At 56.6% G+C, this 15,336-nt stretch carries 16 protein-coding genes and 1 pseudogene; 6 read left to right on the forward strand and 11 right to left on the reverse strand.

The genetic code is table 11. The features are described from left to right. Nucleotides 1–43: 43 nt before the first annotated feature. From rlmD to surE, 5 genes and pseudogenes are all read right to left on the reverse strand, one after another. Entirely contained in the window at nucleotides 44–1,363 is a 1,320-nt protein-coding gene (gene rlmD / locus DBV39_RS05790) for a 23S rRNA (uracil(1939)-C(5))-methyltransferase RlmD (RefSeq protein ID WP_108620724.1), read from the reverse strand. Next, the gene (locus tag DBV39_RS05795; RefSeq protein ID WP_108620725.1) at nucleotides 1,363–2,139 is read right to left on the reverse strand and encodes a 3'-5' exonuclease; all 777 of its coding nucleotides are present in this window, start codon (nucleotides 2,137–2,139) and stop codon (nucleotides 1,363–1,365) included. The genes rlmD and DBV39_RS05795 overlap by 1 nt, the downstream gene beginning before the upstream one ends. 14 nt (nucleotides 2,140–2,153) lie before the next feature. Further along, the gene (locus DBV39_RS05800; protein WP_193853050.1) at nucleotides 2,154–2,936 is read right to left on the reverse strand and encodes a peptidoglycan DD-metalloendopeptidase family protein; all 783 of its coding nucleotides are present in this window, start codon (nucleotides 2,934–2,936) and stop codon (nucleotides 2,154–2,156) included. Between the two features lie 17 nt (nucleotides 2,937–2,953). Further along, nucleotides 2,954–3,654 (reverse strand): annotated as a pseudogene (locus DBV39_RS05805) (protein-L-isoaspartate(D-aspartate) O-methyltransferase). 76 nt (nucleotides 3,655–3,730) lie between these two features. Then, entirely contained in the window at nucleotides 3,731–4,480 is a 750-nt protein-coding gene (gene surE / locus DBV39_RS05810; RefSeq protein WP_108620726.1) for a 5'/3'-nucleotidase SurE, read from the reverse strand. Between the two features lie 258 nt (nucleotides 4,481–4,738). Between surE and plsY the strand changes: the two genes are divergently transcribed. Beyond that, entirely contained in the window at nucleotides 4,739–5,425 is a 687-nt protein-coding gene (gene plsY, locus DBV39_RS05815) for a glycerol-3-phosphate 1-O-acyltransferase PlsY (protein ID WP_108620727.1), read from the forward strand. Nucleotides 5,426–5,554: 129 nt separating this feature from the next. On the opposite strand, the gene tsaD is transcribed toward plsY, so the two are convergent. From tsaD to DBV39_RS05835, 4 genes are all read right to left on the reverse strand, one after another. Continuing rightward, complete coding sequence (gene tsaD, locus DBV39_RS05820; RefSeq protein WP_108620728.1) at nucleotides 5,555–6,625, reverse strand: tRNA (adenosine(37)-N6)-threonylcarbamoyltransferase complex transferase subunit TsaD; 1,071 nt, start codon at nucleotides 6,623–6,625, stop codon at nucleotides 5,555–5,557. A gap of 33 nt (nucleotides 6,626–6,658) precedes the next feature. Next, nucleotides 6,659–7,741, reverse strand: a complete 1,083-nt coding sequence (locus DBV39_RS05825; protein ID WP_407669264.1) for an LD-carboxypeptidase — start codon at nucleotides 7,739–7,741, stop codon at nucleotides 6,659–6,661. A gap of 111 nt (nucleotides 7,742–7,852) precedes the next feature. Further along, nucleotides 7,853–8,353, reverse strand: coding sequence for a tRNA adenosine(34) deaminase TadA (gene tadA / locus DBV39_RS05830; RefSeq protein WP_108623128.1), 501 nt, complete (start codon nucleotides 8,351–8,353; stop codon nucleotides 7,853–7,855). Nucleotides 8,354–8,427: 74 nt separating this feature from the next. Further along, nucleotides 8,428–9,273, reverse strand: coding sequence for a haloacid dehalogenase-like hydrolase (locus DBV39_RS05835; RefSeq protein ID WP_108620729.1), 846 nt, complete (start codon nucleotides 9,271–9,273; stop codon nucleotides 8,428–8,430). A gap of 489 nt (nucleotides 9,274–9,762) precedes the next feature. On the opposite strand from DBV39_RS05835, the gene DBV39_RS05840 reads away from it, so the two are divergent. The 5 genes from DBV39_RS05840 to DBV39_RS05860 all read left to right on the forward strand — a co-directional run bounded on the left by DBV39_RS05840 (nucleotide 9,763) and on the right by DBV39_RS05860 (nucleotide 13,910). Then, nucleotides 9,763–10,425: a SixA phosphatase family protein gene (locus DBV39_RS05840; RefSeq protein ID WP_108623129.1), complete on the forward strand. Its 663-nt coding sequence runs from the start codon at nucleotides 9,763–9,765 to the stop codon at nucleotides 10,423–10,425. Nucleotides 10,426–10,445: 20 nt separating this feature from the next. Next, nucleotides 10,446–11,351 carry a class I SAM-dependent methyltransferase gene (locus DBV39_RS05845; RefSeq protein WP_108620730.1) on the forward strand — a complete coding sequence of 302 codons (906 nt, stop codon included), beginning with the start codon at nucleotides 10,446–10,448 and terminating at the stop codon, nucleotides 11,349–11,351. 2 nt (nucleotides 11,352–11,353) lie between these two features. Next, a complete protein-coding gene (locus tag DBV39_RS05850; RefSeq protein WP_108620731.1) occupies nucleotides 11,354–12,283 on the forward strand; it encodes an NAD-dependent epimerase/dehydratase family protein in 930 nt (309 codons plus the stop codon). A gap of 179 nt (nucleotides 12,284–12,462) precedes the next feature. Continuing rightward, nucleotides 12,463–13,326 (forward strand): CDP-diacylglycerol diphosphatase, encoded by an 864-nt coding sequence (locus DBV39_RS05855; RefSeq protein ID WP_159078825.1) that lies wholly within the window; start codon nucleotides 12,463–12,465, stop codon nucleotides 13,324–13,326. Nucleotides 13,327–13,571: 245 nt separating this feature from the next. Next, the gene (locus DBV39_RS05860) at nucleotides 13,572–13,910 is read left to right on the forward strand and encodes a carboxymuconolactone decarboxylase family protein (protein ID WP_108620733.1); all 339 of its coding nucleotides are present in this window, start codon (nucleotides 13,572–13,574) and stop codon (nucleotides 13,908–13,910) included. Between the two features lie 71 nt (nucleotides 13,911–13,981). Here DBV39_RS05860 and dusA read toward each other — a convergent pair whose 3' ends face one another. Both dusA and DBV39_RS19440 read right to left on the reverse strand, forming a co-directional pair. Beyond that, complete coding sequence (gene dusA, locus DBV39_RS05865) at nucleotides 13,982–14,935, reverse strand: tRNA dihydrouridine(20/20a) synthase DusA (protein WP_265416055.1); 954 nt, start codon at nucleotides 14,933–14,935, stop codon at nucleotides 13,982–13,984. A gap of 244 nt (nucleotides 14,936–15,179) precedes the next feature. Then, complete coding sequence (locus DBV39_RS19440; protein ID WP_159078826.1) at nucleotides 15,180–15,320, reverse strand: hypothetical protein; 141 nt, start codon at nucleotides 15,318–15,320, stop codon at nucleotides 15,180–15,182. Nucleotides 15,321–15,336: the final 16 nt, after the last annotated feature.

A 15,336-nucleotide genomic window follows, 5' to 3' on the forward strand; every position in this document is an offset into this window, starting at 1 on the left:
AACTCACGGTTTCACCCGTTTATTACAAAAGATCTTCAGGAAACTACTCGAACACGGCAATCGATTCTACGTGACCGGTATGGGGGAACATATTGACGACACCAGCAGCACGCAAATGATACCCCCCGTTGTGATGCAGAAGAGCCGCATCTCTGGCAAGGGTCGCCGGATTGCACGATACGTAAACGATGCGCGCCGGGCGCATCTCAGGATCAAGGACCGCCAGCGCCTCACATACGGCCATCGCACCCTCGCGTGGCGGATCGATCAGCATTCGGTCAAATCGACCCAGAGCAGTCAGATCCTCCAGGGTCATCTCGAATAAATTGCGAGCCTCAAACCGGGTGTTGGACAAACCGTTAAGCTCAGCATTCTGAAATGCCCTGTCAACCAGCACCTGGCTGCCTTCAATGCCAACCACTTCCTTGCTGACCCTGGCCAGCGGCAAGGTAAAATTACCCAGCCCGCAGAAAAGATCCAGCACCCGATCGTTCACCCCGGGTTCCAGCAAAGCCAGCGCACGAGAGACCAGACGCTGGTTGATCTGGTGATTGACCTGCGTAAAGTCAGTCGGTTTGAACGGCATTCGCACGTCAAACTCTGGGAGGGTGTAGGCCAGTTCTGTAGGTGCCTGGTGATCCAGCAGATGCACCGTGTCAGGACCTTTGGACTGCAACCACCACTGGACCTGGCGGGCGCTGGCAAACTCACGCAGCTTTGCAAGGTCCTCCTCGCTCAATGGATCAAGGTGACGCAGCACCAGTGCAACCACTTCGGTACCAACGGCAACCTCAATCTGTGGCAGACGCTCAGGGATACTCAACGACTCAATCAACCGACGCAAAGGCACGAGCAGGTTACTGACCCTCTCGGGCAAGACCTGACAGGACGTCATGTCGGCCACGAAGCTGCTCTTGCGCTCGTGAAATCCGACCAGCACCTCCCCTTTGCGGGCAACGTAACGGACTGTCAGTCGGGCTCGAAAGCGGTACCCCCAGAAAGGGCCGTAAATGGGAGGAAGCACTTGCTCGGGTCGAAGATTGCCGAGGTGTCCGAAAGCATCTTCGAGGACTCGCTGCTTGACAGCAACCTGAGCGACTGGATCGAGATGCTGCATAGAGCAGCCACCACAGACTCCATAATGCTTGCAGCGTGGTTTGACGCGCATCCATGAGGTGCGCAGCACAGATTTGGTCCTGGCAAGATTGTAGGAAGGCTTCTTGCGATAAACCTGTGCCATGACAGCTTCACCAGGCAAGGCGTCGTCTACAAAGACAACTTTGCCATCGATTCGTCCGACACCTCGTGCATCATGATCCAGTGACTCGATTTGTACACGTACTTCAGGGGGCGCCGACCTCATTAACCCTTGCTCCAGGCTTGTAAGTATTCTTTCCAGTGGGGTACATCCACCGACTCCAGGTGCGCGCGCACCAGCTCAATCTCTTGCTCATAAGCGTCGCGGGACAGCTCACCACGCATCAGCCTGAACCGGCACAACATCAGCCAGGTATTAACGACATCGGTCTCGCAGTAGGCCCTGACCTCGTCAGCTTTGCCGTCTCGCCAGGCCTGCCAGACCTGGCTGCCATCCATGCCCAGTTTGCCGGGAAATCCACATAGTTTTGCCAACTGGTCCAGCGGGGCATTGGCCCGCCCGGTGTACTTGGCCAGAACGTCCATCAAATCCAGATGCCGCTCATGATAGCGACTCTGATAATTGTTGTATCGGAAGTCACGATCATCCTGCCCGGTTTCCCAATAGCGCGCGGCAGTCACACCATGGATCAGGCTGCGGTAATGCAGCACCGGGAGGTCAAAGCCTGAACCATTCCAACTCACCAGTTGTGGCGTGTAATAGTCGATCGTCTTGAAAAACTGCTGGATGAGCACTTGCTCCGGATCATCGGCCTCGCCCAGACAACGCACCTGAAAGCCCTTGTCGTTACGAAACACGCAACCAACTACTGCAATCTGGTGCAGGTGCAGTGGCAGAAAAGTGTTGCCGGTCTCTTCTTTTCTCTCGGCGAGCGCTCGCTCTATCACTTCCGTGTCGTCAAGATCATCCCAGCCGTTTAGCGCGCGCAGCCCATTGGCATCCGGAATGGTCTCGAGATCAAATACGAGTACTGGGGTCATGCCATACGACTCCGTCAGCTACCGGTCGCCGGCAGATAACTGAGCGGATTGACGGGCGTGCCGTTGCGCCGCACCTCGAAATGCAGGCGAGGCGACGTGGTGTCACTCTGGCCGAGCGTGGCGATTTCCGCCCCCTTGGTCACGGAATCATTCTGCTTGGCAATCAGACGCTCATTATGCGCGTAAGCGGTGATGAACCCGTTGCCGTGATCAATGATGACCAGATTACCCAGACCGCGCACACCGTTACCAGCGTAGACCACTTTGCCCGACGCTGCCGCCACGACAGGCTCTCCGACTGTACCGGCAATGTCGATACCCTTGGTCTCCGGGGTAAAGCGTTGAATGATGTCCCCTTTTGCCGGCCATATCAGATTCAGCTTGCCTGCATCTGCTGCACGTGACACGGTCTGAGAAGCCGGTTCAGCTGCAGGACTCATCGAATCGAAACTCGCCATGGAAGCGCCTTCACCGAGACGCAATCGCTGACCAACCCGAATCAGGCTTGGATTCGAAATTCCGTTCAAAGTACTCAGTTGGTCCACACTCACGCCGGTCTGGCGCGAGATTGAATGCAGGGTATCGCCGGGCCTGACCGTGTAGGTTCCACCACCCGACTCATTGAGATCAGTCACCGGAGAAAACGGTCCGGTGCCGGCACATCCCGCCAGCGTCAACATCGCAACCACACCTGCGATGCGCCCAAAACGGGTCAAACCTGAACCCCATTGCTGGCTCACCTGACCGACGCGTGACGCCAATTGACTCGTAAACGTCAAAGCGCGGACTTCACTCATCCGACTCTCCTGATCTTTCATGTCTGTACACCTGGCTTGAGCGGCACAAACCGCACAGCCTCCAATTCCTGTCTGGACCAGCGCTGGGTATCCTCACGTATGATCAGCACCAGTCGCTGGGTCGTTTGCCCTTCGGGTGCGATCAATCGCCCCCCAATTTCCAGCTGATCCAGCAAAGACTGGGGGATCGCAAGACCAGCTGCCGCAACAATGATCGCGTCATACGGAGCCTGTGCTTTCCAGCCCAGCATACCGTCACCGTAAACAAAGTGGGCGTTGCGCAGCCCCAGCACACTTATCCTGCCTCTGGCCGTATCGTACAACGGTCTGACCCGCTCGACTGAATATACCTGCCGAAATAACTTGGCCAGGACAGCCGCCTGGTACCCACAGCCACCACCAACTTCAAGCACCTTTCCAAACCGCCCCCCCTGCGCAGGATCGACAGCATATGCGCCACCACCCAGGGCTGGGAGATTGTCTGCCCGTGCCCGATCGGCAACGCAGCTTCTTCATACGCGCGGCTGGCCAGGGCTTGATCGACAAACTGATGCCTTGGCACACTTCCCATCGCCTTGAGCACATCTTCATCGGTGATGCCTTTTTCGCGCAAGCGCTGCACCATATGCTGGCGCGATCGTTCTGACGTCAGCCCCAGGTTGTCCCCCGAGTCCGCCTGAACCACTCCCACTTTACCCGACGTTGCACGCGCAGTCATGTTGCCCTGACCTGGCAGGACGATACGGGTATTGCTGTTGGCTGCTTTGATGCCAGCCAGTGGTTCAAACAGTGATTTACGTGCCATCGCCCAACCATCTCTCTACAGCGCCCAATTGCAGATCATGGGTCAGATCCAGACGCAAAGGCGTCACGGAAACCCGGTTATTCCCGATCGCATTGAAATCCGTCCCGGGGGAGCTATCCCGCGCATCGCCCGCAGGTCCGATCCAGTACACCGTTTCCCCGCCCGGGTTCTGCGCCGGAATTACCGGTTGCGACGCGTGGCGCTTGCCCAGTCTAGTCACAGAATAACCCGCAATCTGTTCGATGGGACATGCTGGAATATTCACATTGAGCAATACATTAGTTGCAGGCGGGCCTGCCATAAAACGACGTGTGACTTCAAGCGCGATCTGACCCGCGGCATCCAGATGATGCCAGCCTCGCTGCGTGAGCGAGAATGCAATCGCCGGAATTCCGAACAGATGCCCTTCTATTGCCGCTGCGACGGTCCCCGAGTACAGGGTGTCGTCTCCCATGTTGGCCCCGTTGTTGATACCGGATACAACCAGATCCGGCTTGAAATCCAGCAAACCGGTCAGCGCTATGTGTACACAATCCGATGGCGTGCCGTTGATCACGTAAAAGCCGTTACTGGAGCGTCGAACCTGCAGTGGTCGATTGAGTGTGAGCGAGTTTGACGCGCCGCTGTGATTGACTTCTGGCGCAACAACTGTCAACTCGGCGTAGGGTCTGAGCACTTCATACAACATCTCGATACCCGGCGCAGTGTACCCATCATCATTCGATACGAGGATTTTCATCACTCAAAAACCTTTTATGCTCAGACCAAGAGAAACTGATTGTAGCGCCCCATTCTGACGATCTCAGGACAGATGAGCTTCGCGGTGACTCATGTGACTCTGTGGCAATCAGGCATGCTGCCAGATCCTGCATTGCTCACGGACTCACGCAATCACCTATGCTAGTCTGCACGCAGATCGTTACACTTACATATGCCTTTCAGGCGGCAAACAAGAAAATACTCGCCCACATACGACTGACAGACGACACCGTACACCATGACAACGCTGGACACCCCCTTCATGAGCCTGCTGGCCATCGCAATTGCCTACCTTCTCGGTTCCATTCCGTTTGCCATCCTGTCCAGTCATCTGTTCGGTCTTGCCGATCCGCGTTCATACGGCTCGGGCAACCCGGGTGCCACCAATGTGCTGCGATCAGGCAACAAGGCAGCAGCGCTCATGACTCTGGTCGGGGACGGATTCAAAGGATGGCTGGCAGTCTGGCTGGCGATCGAGTACATGGCGCCCCCCTGGACCATGGCCGGGGTGTGCCTGGCGGTGTTCCTCGGGCATTTGTTTCCGGTGTTTCTCGGGTTCAAAGGCGGTAAAGGCGTGGCAACTGCCCTCGGTGTATTGCTGGGCATCTCAGTCTGGCTCGGGCTTGCGACCATGCTAACGTGGTTGATCGTTGCCTATTTCTTCAGGATGTCGTCTGCAGCGGCGATGGCGTCTGCCCTGTTTGCACCGTTCTATTACGTTCTGGCATCTGGAATGGTCTGGCAGGCACAGGGACCTGTCACCTTTGCCATTTCAGCCATGAGCTTGATCCTGATCTATCGCCATCACGCCAACCTGAGTCGAATCATCAAAGGAACTGAACCTAAAATCGGAAAAAAATCCGCCGCCGAAAAATCTCGCACGGCCAGTCACAAGAAGGGCTCTGGGCATTCTGGCAAACGCTGATATCTTCGAGAGTCAGACCGCGAACCCGCAAAGATAAAAAACTTGCCAGCAAGCAGTGACTCGACTAAAGGGGTGATCTCACTGACAGGGGGAGTTCATCAAGGGGCAAAAATCACACGGCCCCAGGCCTCAGACCACGCCAACGGATTCGCCTGGCACGCCAGGGCGAGCCTGAATGTCATCAAGCGGCCAGCGCGGCTTGATATCAAACAGGTCAGATGGCCCATGCGCATGCAGCAACCCCGCATTGACCCTTTCTGCAGCAGCATACGCAATCATCGCACCATTGTCCGTGCAAAGCGCCACGGGTGGAAAGAATACCTCGAGACGACGCTGGGATGTCTCTGCCAGCAACCTTGATCTCAGACGCTGATTGGCACCCACGCCACCCGCCACCACCAGTCTGCGGGCTTTTGTCTGTCGTAAAGCGAGTAACGATTTGGCCACCAGCACATCAACGATGGCAGCCTGGGTGGCAGCGGCGAGATCTGCTTTGTCCTTGTCAGGCATCGCGTCCAATCCGCCAAGTCCCTTGACCCGCTGCATCACTGCCGTCTTCAACCCGCTAAAGCTGAAATCCAGACCGCCCCGGTTCAACAAGGGTCGTGGCAGATCAAACCGGTCAGGCTCCCCGCTTTCTGCCAGGCGCGCGAGAGCTGGACCACCCGGGTAGCCGAGTCCCATCAGCTTGGCAGTCTTGTCAAACGCCTCCCCAGCCGCATCGTCCAGCGTTTCTCCAAGCATCTCGTAGTCACCCACGCCTTTGACCAGCATCAACTGCGTGTGACCACCCGACACCAACAAGGCAACAAACGGAAATTCAGGCTTGGGATCTGCCAGCCTGGGTGACAACAGATGTCCCTCGAGATGATGAATACCAAACGCAGGCTTGTCCAGAGACCAGGCAATCGATTGCGCCACTCCGGCACCAACCAGCAAGGCTCCTGCGAGTCCTGGACCAGCCGTGTAGGCCACGGCATCGACGTCACTCAACTCAAGAGAGGCCTGCGTCAGTGCCGAGCGCGTGAGCCCGATGATGCGCCGCACATGGTCGCGAGAGGCGAGTTCGGGCACCACACCGCCATAGGCTGCATGCATGGCAACCTGGGTGTGCAGCGTGTGTGCCAGCACACCCCGTTCGGTACAGACAAGTGCCACGCCGGTCTCGTCACACGAACTTTCAAATCCGAGAATGATCATGAGTGCATTGTACGATGGTGGGGTCCAGGATACTCAGTGTTCCTGTAGCACCAGATATCCCATCCCGTCTTCGGTCGCCAGTCCGACACGCATGCCAATGGGCAATGTCACCTTGACCGGCGTATGACCATACGGCAACCCGGTGACAACCGGAATCCCCACCGTCTTGCGGATGTACGCAATCACGTCCGGCAGCCCGTAACCGTGGTCGTGAGCGACTTGCTTGTACTCAGTGAAATGTCCCAGGACGAGCGCCTTCTGGCGAGCCAGAACACCGGCGTGTGCCAATTGCAAGAGCATGCGTTCAACCCGGTATGGGTGCTCGTTGACATCTTCGACAAACAGGATGCCGCCGCGAATCTTCGGGAAGAAAGGTGTGCCAAGTAACGAAACCAGCATCGCAAGATTGCCTCCCCAGAGCACACCCCTGCCGTCGAAAGCGTCGCTGTCCGGACTCTCAAAGCTCAGGATTTCCAGCTCGTTGCGCATGACCTCCACAAACATGTCACGCGTCAGCTCGTTGGGCGAGTCCTCGCCGAAGTCTGTCGAGACATTAGGGCCGGTGTAGCTGACAGCGCCCGTGCGCGCCAGCAAGGCTAGGTTGAATGCCGTGAAATCGCTGTGCCCCACAAAACGCTTGCCACTATCAGCCACCGCATTCCAGTTGATCTGTCCCAGGAGCCGGCTCATACCATATCCTCCTCGGGAGGCCATCACAATCGGGTAAGGTTGCTCCAGGCTGCGTTCAATAGCCTGCAGCCGTTGCGCGTCGGTCCCTGCAAACCGCCCCGTCTGAAGCGCTGCGCTGCGATCGACCTTAACCTTGAATCCCAGCTTGCGTAGATTCTTTGCGCCGAGCTTTAGTCGATCCGCGCTCGGGACGGGACTCGAACCTGAGATCACATAGATCCCCTCGGGCATGGCATGCTCGCAGTCAGGCGAGCATATGTGTTCATCCTGTTCCGCCTGCTCGACTCGCTGACCCGCATCTCCCTCATGCTTGTGGTCATGACCCGGATCGTGCGTGTCGCCACGCGACTTGCGATGGACATCGGGACTCGCTTGCGCGCGGGTGTTAGCCATTTTGTCGGAACTGGCCTGCTGCTGCTTACGCATTATTACCCTTGGTGGCTATTGGCTGTTGGCTGGTGATTGCTGACTTATGAAGCATGACCTGGTGAGAAAACATGACCAGAACTTTCTGCTCACTTTGACTCACTGAAAATTTTAGCCTGAGTTGGACTCACCGTCTTGTGAAACGTCCTGCTGGCTGTGCTGTTTCTGATTCTTTGCAGCCTGTCTTCGCTTGCGGAAAAACTCGCTCAGCACCTGACCGCACTCCTGGGCAAGCACGCCACCGTGAACCGAGCAGTGGTAATTAATCAACCCGGGTGTAGTCAGATCCAGCCGGGAACCGCAAGCGCCCGTCTTTGGATCGTGCGCCCCAAACACGACCCGGCTGACCCGAGCATGAAAGAGCGCCCCCAGACACATCGTGCAGGGTTCAAGCGTCACATAGAGCGTCAGTCCCGGCAAACGATAATTCTCCAGCAGACGCCCCGCTTCGCGCAAAGCCATGATCTCTGCGTGTGCACTCGGATCCGAACGTCTCAGAACCGAGTTCTGACCATACGCCAGAATCGTACCTGCTGCATCGACGACCACGGCACCGACGGGCACTTCTTGAGCCTGTTCAGCCAGTCTCGCCTGATCAAGTGCCAGTCTCATGAAGTGTTCGTCGACTTGCAATGCAATGACGGGATTGTCCTTGGCAGGACTGAGATTCTCAGAGCCCGGCACCACTAACCCCGGTAGGTTCTGGATTTCACTGCAATACGGGAGGCCAGACTGATGAGTGACTCTTCCAGCCATTGATAGAGTTCGGCGTTCTCATCGTACCGGGCCTGATTCAGATTGGATACCCGGCCGTCCTCAATGAACCCCCAGGCGCGACTACGCTTGTCACGGTGCCTTGGGTCCCAGACGCCGAACGCAACACCGCCCGAATTACGCACCAGAGAAAAACACGGGATGTCGGTGTAGCCATCACCCACAAAAACCATCTGGTCAAACGGAACCCGCAATCGCTCGGAAGGGATCTTGCGATTGACTTCAAACGGTTTGCCCTCGTACTGCGGCCCGATGATGCCTTTCTGGATATGGAACAGGTAACGGGTCTTGTCAGTAAAACTTACGATACGCTTGGTGAAATCGATCTCCCCGCCATCCACGTAAGAAAACTCGGACGCCCAGATCTGGGTGAAAGCATCGGCAACCGGGCAATTCCGGACCACGTCACCAATCCCGCTGGAGATCAGGTAAAACTCGAGCTGCACCTGCGGGTGCGCCTGCTTCACTTGATCCCTGAGACGATCAAACAGGGTCTGCACCCCATCGTGCAATGGCAGGCGTGCACCCCAGTCACGGAGTCGCTCATACGTAATCGGACCATACTTTCCCGATTGCGAGAGTTTGATCATCGCGTACAGGTAGGCTGGCACCGGATCCCATCCCTGGGCAATCAAGGGGTCGACCTCGGTCGACCAGAAGCTTGCCACGTCTACGCCGATATGCGCCAGAAAGCCCGATGTGCTGTCTGGTGCAAGCGTGTCATCAAAATCAAATACCAGCGCGATCACGTCTGCCATAGTCGATGCAAGACCTCGATGTTGGTTGGAGTCCGCAGCCCAGACTCTGAATTGCAATGGCGGCCACACAGTCCTCGTCGTGAATGGGTAACCCGGATAATTTGCCCCACTGAGAGTCGGGGTGACTCAAGAGACTCGTCTGTTCGACAGTTTAACGGCTCGAACGCGGTGCCGTCAGCGCCTGATACACCGAGAGTTCCTGCAGGGATTTCGAACACGATCGACGTGCACCTGCGTCTGGCTCACGGTCTTTCGTAGTCGCACTCGCCGCAGCGAGGGCGTCTGGGCGTAACAAACCATAAAAATGAGGTTCAGAACCCGCCGCGGGACTGGCAGTCAGATCAAATATACTTTATCGTCATAAAATGACTAGTAGGTTATAACGTGCATCGCCAGGTACCACCTCACTTGAAACAAAGGCCTGTCAGGATGATCAACCCGCATTCACTGCGTCCACTGCCACACCGTCGAGAGGACGGTTCAACGATCATGGTACACCCGCATAAACTGCGTAAAGGATTGTTCCTGGCCGGAGCTATCACAGTTCTGGCGGGATTGTTTCTCTCACTTGCGTCACTTCGCATCGTACACGCAACGAGCAGCCAGTCTCTTTCGCCGCATTCGTCAAACCGGGGCACCCTGCTGTTACTGAGGCACGCGCTCGCACCGGGTGTTGGCGATCCGCCGCAGTTTCGTCTCGGAGACTGCACCACCCAGCGCAACTTGAATAATGCCGGACGCGCACAATCGCGCGCCATCGGCGAGGCATTACTCGCAACTGATTACATTCCCACCCGTATCTGGACAAGCCAATGGTGTCGCGCTACGGAGACCGCCGAACTGATCGCCCAGACATTACGCGATGCAGGACATGATGTAGAAGTCGAGGATTTGCCCTCCCTGAACTCGACCTTCCGCGATCGCGCCCACGCGAATGAGCAAAATCAGGCATTACGATCATTCATCCAGGCACTCGGCCCAGAGGCAGGCCCTTACCTGATGGTGGCTCATCAGGTCACCATCACCGACCTGACCCGGCAATGGCCAAACAGCGGGCACGGTGTCTGGCTAGATCTGTCTGGCAATCCGGAGTCAGAATGGTCAATCGCTCCTGCCGACACGACACAACTCACCGCTCCCACATTCCCTTAGGCCAGGTTTACAATTTGTGCATGAACGCGAGACCTCACAACCAACCCAGCAAATCACCCGCTCACGTTTCGATCGGCTCCCGGTCGGACGATCTGTCTGAGCTCGCCCCCGGACAGTCCATCGCACTGCTGAAGGCACTCCATATTCTGACGCGTGATGGCAAGCTGAATCAGGATAGTCGCCGCAAACTCAAACAGGTGAACCACCTGTACCAGCTCCTCGCCCCTTCACTGGACCAGCTGACTGAGCATAGCGAGCACTGGACACTAGTTGATCATGGTGCCGGCAAGTCTTACCTGGGTTTCATCCTGACTGATCTCTATGTTCGCCAGAGGGCGCCAAACGCCAGAGTCATCGGTATCGAACGCAGGGCTGATCTGGTCGAACGGGCACAGTTGCTAGCCAGCGAGGCCGGATTTGACCAGATGTCGTTTCTCGCGCTGACAGCGCAAGAATCGATCACCAGCGAACAAGTGCCCGATCCCGTCGACATAGTGACAGCGCTGCACGCATGCGACACGGCGACGGATGATGCGATTCGGTTCGGGCTGCACCACCAGGCAAAATTTATCGTACTGGTTCCATGCTGTCAGGCAGAGGTGGCGGGGTTCCTCAGACAGGCAAAGCGGCCCTATGACCCTGATCCGCTGACCGAACTTTGGCGCCGCCCGCTACACACACGCGAGTTTGGCAGCCATCTGACCAATACGCTTCGATGCCTGCAACTTGAGGCGCATGGATACCAGGTCAGGGTCACTGAACTAGTGGGATGGGAGCACGCCATGAAGAATGAACTGATTCTGGCCGAGCGCAAGGGCAAGCCACAGCCCCATGCTGCTGAACGGCTGAACGCGATTCTGGATCGTGTTGGCCTGCCTGCGCTTCGCGACCGGTTCTTTGTTCCAGCATTTGAACAGGAGACCTGAAGATGAGTCTGCTGATAGCAGGATTTGGTGATCTTGGTCGCCAGATTGCCCATGAGTATTTTGAAACGCCCGGCAACATCCCCGGTCCCGTCCTGGCTCTTGGACGGTCAGTCAATCAGCTTGAACTCGCGCCCGGCATCCGGGCCATCAAGGCCGATCTGCGTGACCCTGATAGTCTGGATAACTTGCCCGAGGACATCACTCACATTGTGTACTGCGCCAGCGCTGACGGGGCAGATCCCGAGGCGTATCGGGCAATCTACGTCGACGGATTGCGCAACCTGCTCACCAAGGTGAAATCGCCCCGTCCGGGCAGAGGCCCGATCGGTAAACGCCCACTTGAACACATTCTCGAGCATCACCCGAGACCGAGTCAGCCGCTGCAAATGGTGTTTGTATCCTCGACCGCGGTATATGCCAAGTCGCTTGAAGGATGGGTGGATGAAAAGTCTCCCACTGAACCTGGTCGGTTCAATGGACAGATCATGCTCGAAGCGGAGATATTGTGTCGGAAAATGGTTCCTGAAGCACAGATTCTGCGACTTTCCGGCATCTATGGACCTGGCAGGACTTACTTGCTCAGACGATTGATGGCCGGACAGGCAACCGTGCCGGCAAGCTCCGACTTCTGGGCCAACCGGATCCATATTGAAGATGCCGCTCGCGCTGCTTTGCACCTGCTGAACCTGACGCCAGGTGGCGAGACCTTTATCGGAACCGACTGTTTCCCCCTGCCTTTGCGAGAGGTGTATCTCGATCTGGCAAAACGCCTGAACGCGCCGGCTCCAGCCGAAGCGGCCCCCAGTGCCATGATGGGCAGAAAGCGACTCTCGAACCGCAAGTTGCTTGACAGTGGTTTCGAGTTCCGCTGGCCGGATTCCAGGACCGGATACCAAACCGTGATTGACTCATTTGATCACGCAGCTCAGTAGTCAGGAAACTAACTGGAAATCAGAATGCGCAAGATGGCCTGATCCGTCCGGCGACGATGCGATGATGATTCTGTTGGCGACACCTGGTTAGCAGACTTCAGGCCAGCTCCATGCCAAGTTCCCGATACGCCAGGACATACTGTAGCCAACCACAATCATGGTTGCGAACATTCTGTCCCATGGTTATTGCGCTGGTTGCCATCGCAGCGCTATGGAGTCATCCGAACGTCCATGCCCAGACAGTGCGATGCGACAGTACGGCGCATGAGCACTGGTATTCGCCTGTCGCCAACAATCTGGCTGATCGAGCCCCTCGTGAATGCCAGACTTGCGAAGACCCCGTCAATGCAAAGACGCCGGAGTGCGCGGTCTACCGCACGCTGAACACTGTTCAATGCCGCTCAGGTCGGTGCACCACGGAGCAAGGCGAGTTCCTGATTGACCCACAAAGGGGCGTCGCACTCCAGCACAGTCTGCGCTATCAGAAGCCCTGGAGGTTTCCTTTCGACCTGAGAAGAAACTGCTGGTTTCTGCTATGGGCAACCGATCCGGTCATCGGTATCGAACACGCGCAGCTCAGAGATGAACAAAACTACTGGCACGCCGCCTTCGAAGCCGCGACGACCTTGATTGAACCAAAGATTCCGGCAGATGAACTGGCCATGCTGATACAGCCCGCCAATCGTCGCTCGCAACATCAACTTCACGTTCATATCGGACGACTCGATCCGTCCTATCGGACACGACTCGAGAGACTTGCGCATCAATCCGGCGTCATCACCGAGTTGAAGATCAATGGCTATCATTTCTTCGTCAGATACTTACCTGACGTGTCGGGTCAGGCACCTTTGCAAGGACATTCCATCTTCGATAGTGTCGTGCAGATGTTGCCTGCAGGAGAGTCGTCCATGCCACTTTATGGCATCCTGGTAGCCAGAAGCTCTGATGCAACGGGCACCTGGGTGATGGCAGCAAAAGGTCTGGTACGAACTGAACTCGTCCTGTCAACTGATCAGGCCTGCAGCATGAATGGAGCCGGCTGACGAACGCTGACCGGGAAACAAACACTCTCTGACCGAACGAAATCTGCCTGAAGACGGACAGCACCAACACAGCCTCTACACTGCCAACCCGGGCGATTTCGCTGACAAAGCCTGGACAATGTTTGATCTGGATCATCCCGGATTGTGCATAAACATTATATAAATAAAAATATTGTTTATCCTGCCTTTCTGTTCCAGGCATTGAACACAGGAACAGAGCTACCCTATCGCACACGGGACTCAACATGTCAGATTACAAAGCCCTCGCCTCAGACATCAGCGCCAGACTCAAGCAGTTCAGGACAGACATTCCGCACACCATGAAAGGGTTTGCGCAAATGGCTGGCGCCACCCATCACGATGGGGCGCTGACCGCCAGAAACAAGGAGTTGATGGCGATGGCGATCGCCATCGCCATGCGGTGCCAGGGATGTCTAGCGTTTCACGCACAAGCCTGCCGCAAAATGGGTGTCACGCAAGAGGAATTCAACGAGATGTTGCAAGTGGCCATCTACATGGGTGGCGGCCCATCTGTGATGACGGCGGCGGAAGCTCAGATGGCGTTCGAGCAATTCGCGGATTGATGTGCACGCCAGGCCAGGCTGCCTTCAGGAACGATCGGCACCGGCCAGGAGTGACCTGATTTGATTGAGACTCAGGCGGGCTCTGGCCTCGCTTGTCCAACCAGGTCGGTCCAGGCTCTTTCGATCAGCAACGGGTCATTCAGATTCAGTAGTGTGTTGTCGGAAAGTGTGCGGCGCCACTGACGAGCACCTCGCCTGCCTTGAAACCATCCTAACAGGGGCTTGACGACCACTCGCAGCGGCACACCCACAGCAACCTGGCTACCAGCATAGTCAATCATCGCGGCGATCACATCCTCCTCGGGCATGACCTGTTCACAATGGCCCAATGCAACGGAGAGTTCCCCCAGAATCGCCGGGTCGTGCCAGGCGGCACGTCCCAGCATCACACCATCAAAGCGCTTCATTTCGGCCAGACAATCCGCAACGCTCGCCAGTCCACCATTGAGGACAAATCTTGCATCGGGAAACTCGACTTTCAACTGCGCCGCCAGGTCGTACTGGAGCGGTGGGATCTCCCGGTTCTCTTTAGGGGATAACCCGCCAAGGATGGCATGGCGGGCATGGACGATAAAAACCCGACAGCCCGCGTCGTACACTTTGCCCACAAAGTCCTGTACAAAACCGTAATCGGTCGTGCCATCGAGGCCAAGCCGATGTTTGACCGTGACAGGCACGCTCACGGCATCCTGCATTGCCCGTATGCAGTCTGCCACCAGCGAAGCCTCACGCATCAGGCAGGCGCCAAAGGCACCTCGCTGCACACGCTCGGATGGGCAACCACAATTAAGGTTGATCTCGTCATACCCCCATTTTTCTCCAAGGCGCGCACTGAAAGCGAGCTCATCGGGCTCACTGCCACCAAGCTGCAGAACAACAGGATGCTCGGACTCGTTGAAATTCAGATGACGCCCTTGATCGCCAAACCGCAAGGCGCCGGTGGTCGTCATCTCTGAGTACAAGACCGCTCTGGGAGCAAGCAGACGATGAAAGAAACGACAATGCCGGTCGGTCACATCAATCATCGGCGCGACACAGAGCGCATGACCAAACTCGGGCAACGCCTCCGAACGGGTAACGTGCGAAGCGGGATCTGACGGGACAGTAGATAGATTCATGAAAAAAGTCGCAACAAAAAAAGAGAGCGCAACGTTTACGAACGCGCCGCACCTGACAAAGTCGATATGGTCAGTGAAAACAGAACCCGATGGCTGGCGGCCAATCAGTTAACCATTACGGCTCCCGGCTTCTTTGACAGGGCCGCAGCGATCAGACTACCCGCATATCCATGTTCGCATATGCATGTGCGGGCACGCAAAGAATCAAGACATGGTTAAAGCGAATGGCGTACCACATGCGCAACAGCAGGAATGGCAGCAGCGATGAGCCGATCGCAGAAGTGTCTGTCAAATCGGCTTCGGGCAGG

It is taken from the genome of Orrella marina, from assembly GCF_003058465.1.
GTDB classification, from domain to species: domain Bacteria; phylum Pseudomonadota; class Gammaproteobacteria; order Burkholderiales; family Burkholderiaceae_B; genus Algicoccus; species Algicoccus marinus.

Bases quoted from the DNA above. Each gene is read 5' to 3' on its own strand.
- rlmD (WP_108620724.1), bottom strand. From the start codon at position 1,363: ATGAGGTCGGCGCCCCCTGAAGTACGTGTACAAATCGAGTCACTGGAT.
- DBV39_RS05795 (WP_108620725.1), bottom strand. From the start codon at position 2,139: ATGACCCCAGTACTCGTATTTGATCTCGAGACCATTCCGGATGCCAAT.
- DBV39_RS05800 (WP_193853050.1), bottom strand. From the start codon at position 2,936: ATGAGTGAAGTCCGCGCTTTGACGTTTACGAGTCAATTGGCGTCACGC.
- surE (WP_108620726.1), bottom strand. From the start codon at position 4,480: ATGAAAATCCTCGTATCGAATGATGATGGGTACACTGCGCCGGGTATC.
- plsY (WP_108620727.1), top strand. From the start codon at position 4,739: ATGACAACGCTGGACACCCCCTTCATGAGCCTGCTGGCCATCGCAATT.
- tsaD (WP_108620728.1), bottom strand. From the start codon at position 6,625: ATGATCATTCTCGGATTTGAAAGTTCGTGTGACGAGACCGGCGTGGCA.
- DBV39_RS05825 (WP_407669264.1), bottom strand. From the start codon at position 7,741: ATGCGTAAGCAGCAGCAGGCCAGTTCCGACAAAATGGCTAACACCCGC.
- tadA (WP_108623128.1), bottom strand. From the start codon at position 8,353: ATGAGACTGGCACTTGATCAGGCGAGACTGGCTGAACAGGCTCAAGAA.
- DBV39_RS05835 (WP_108620729.1), bottom strand. From the start codon at position 9,273: ATGGCAGACGTGATCGCGCTGGTATTTGATTTTGATGACACGCTTGCA.
- DBV39_RS05840 (WP_108623129.1), top strand. From the start codon at position 9,763: ATGGTACACCCGCATAAACTGCGTAAAGGATTGTTCCTGGCCGGAGCT.
- DBV39_RS05845 (WP_108620730.1), top strand. From the start codon at position 10,446: ATGAACGCGAGACCTCACAACCAACCCAGCAAATCACCCGCTCACGTT.
- DBV39_RS05850 (WP_108620731.1), top strand. From the start codon at position 11,354: ATGAGTCTGCTGATAGCAGGATTTGGTGATCTTGGTCGCCAGATTGCC.
- DBV39_RS05855 (WP_159078825.1), top strand. From the start codon at position 12,463: ATGGTTATTGCGCTGGTTGCCATCGCAGCGCTATGGAGTCATCCGAAC.
- DBV39_RS05860 (WP_108620733.1), top strand. From the start codon at position 13,572: ATGTCAGATTACAAAGCCCTCGCCTCAGACATCAGCGCCAGACTCAAG.
- dusA (WP_265416055.1), bottom strand. From the start codon at position 14,935: ATGATTGATGTGACCGACCGGCATTGTCGTTTCTTTCATCGTCTGCTT.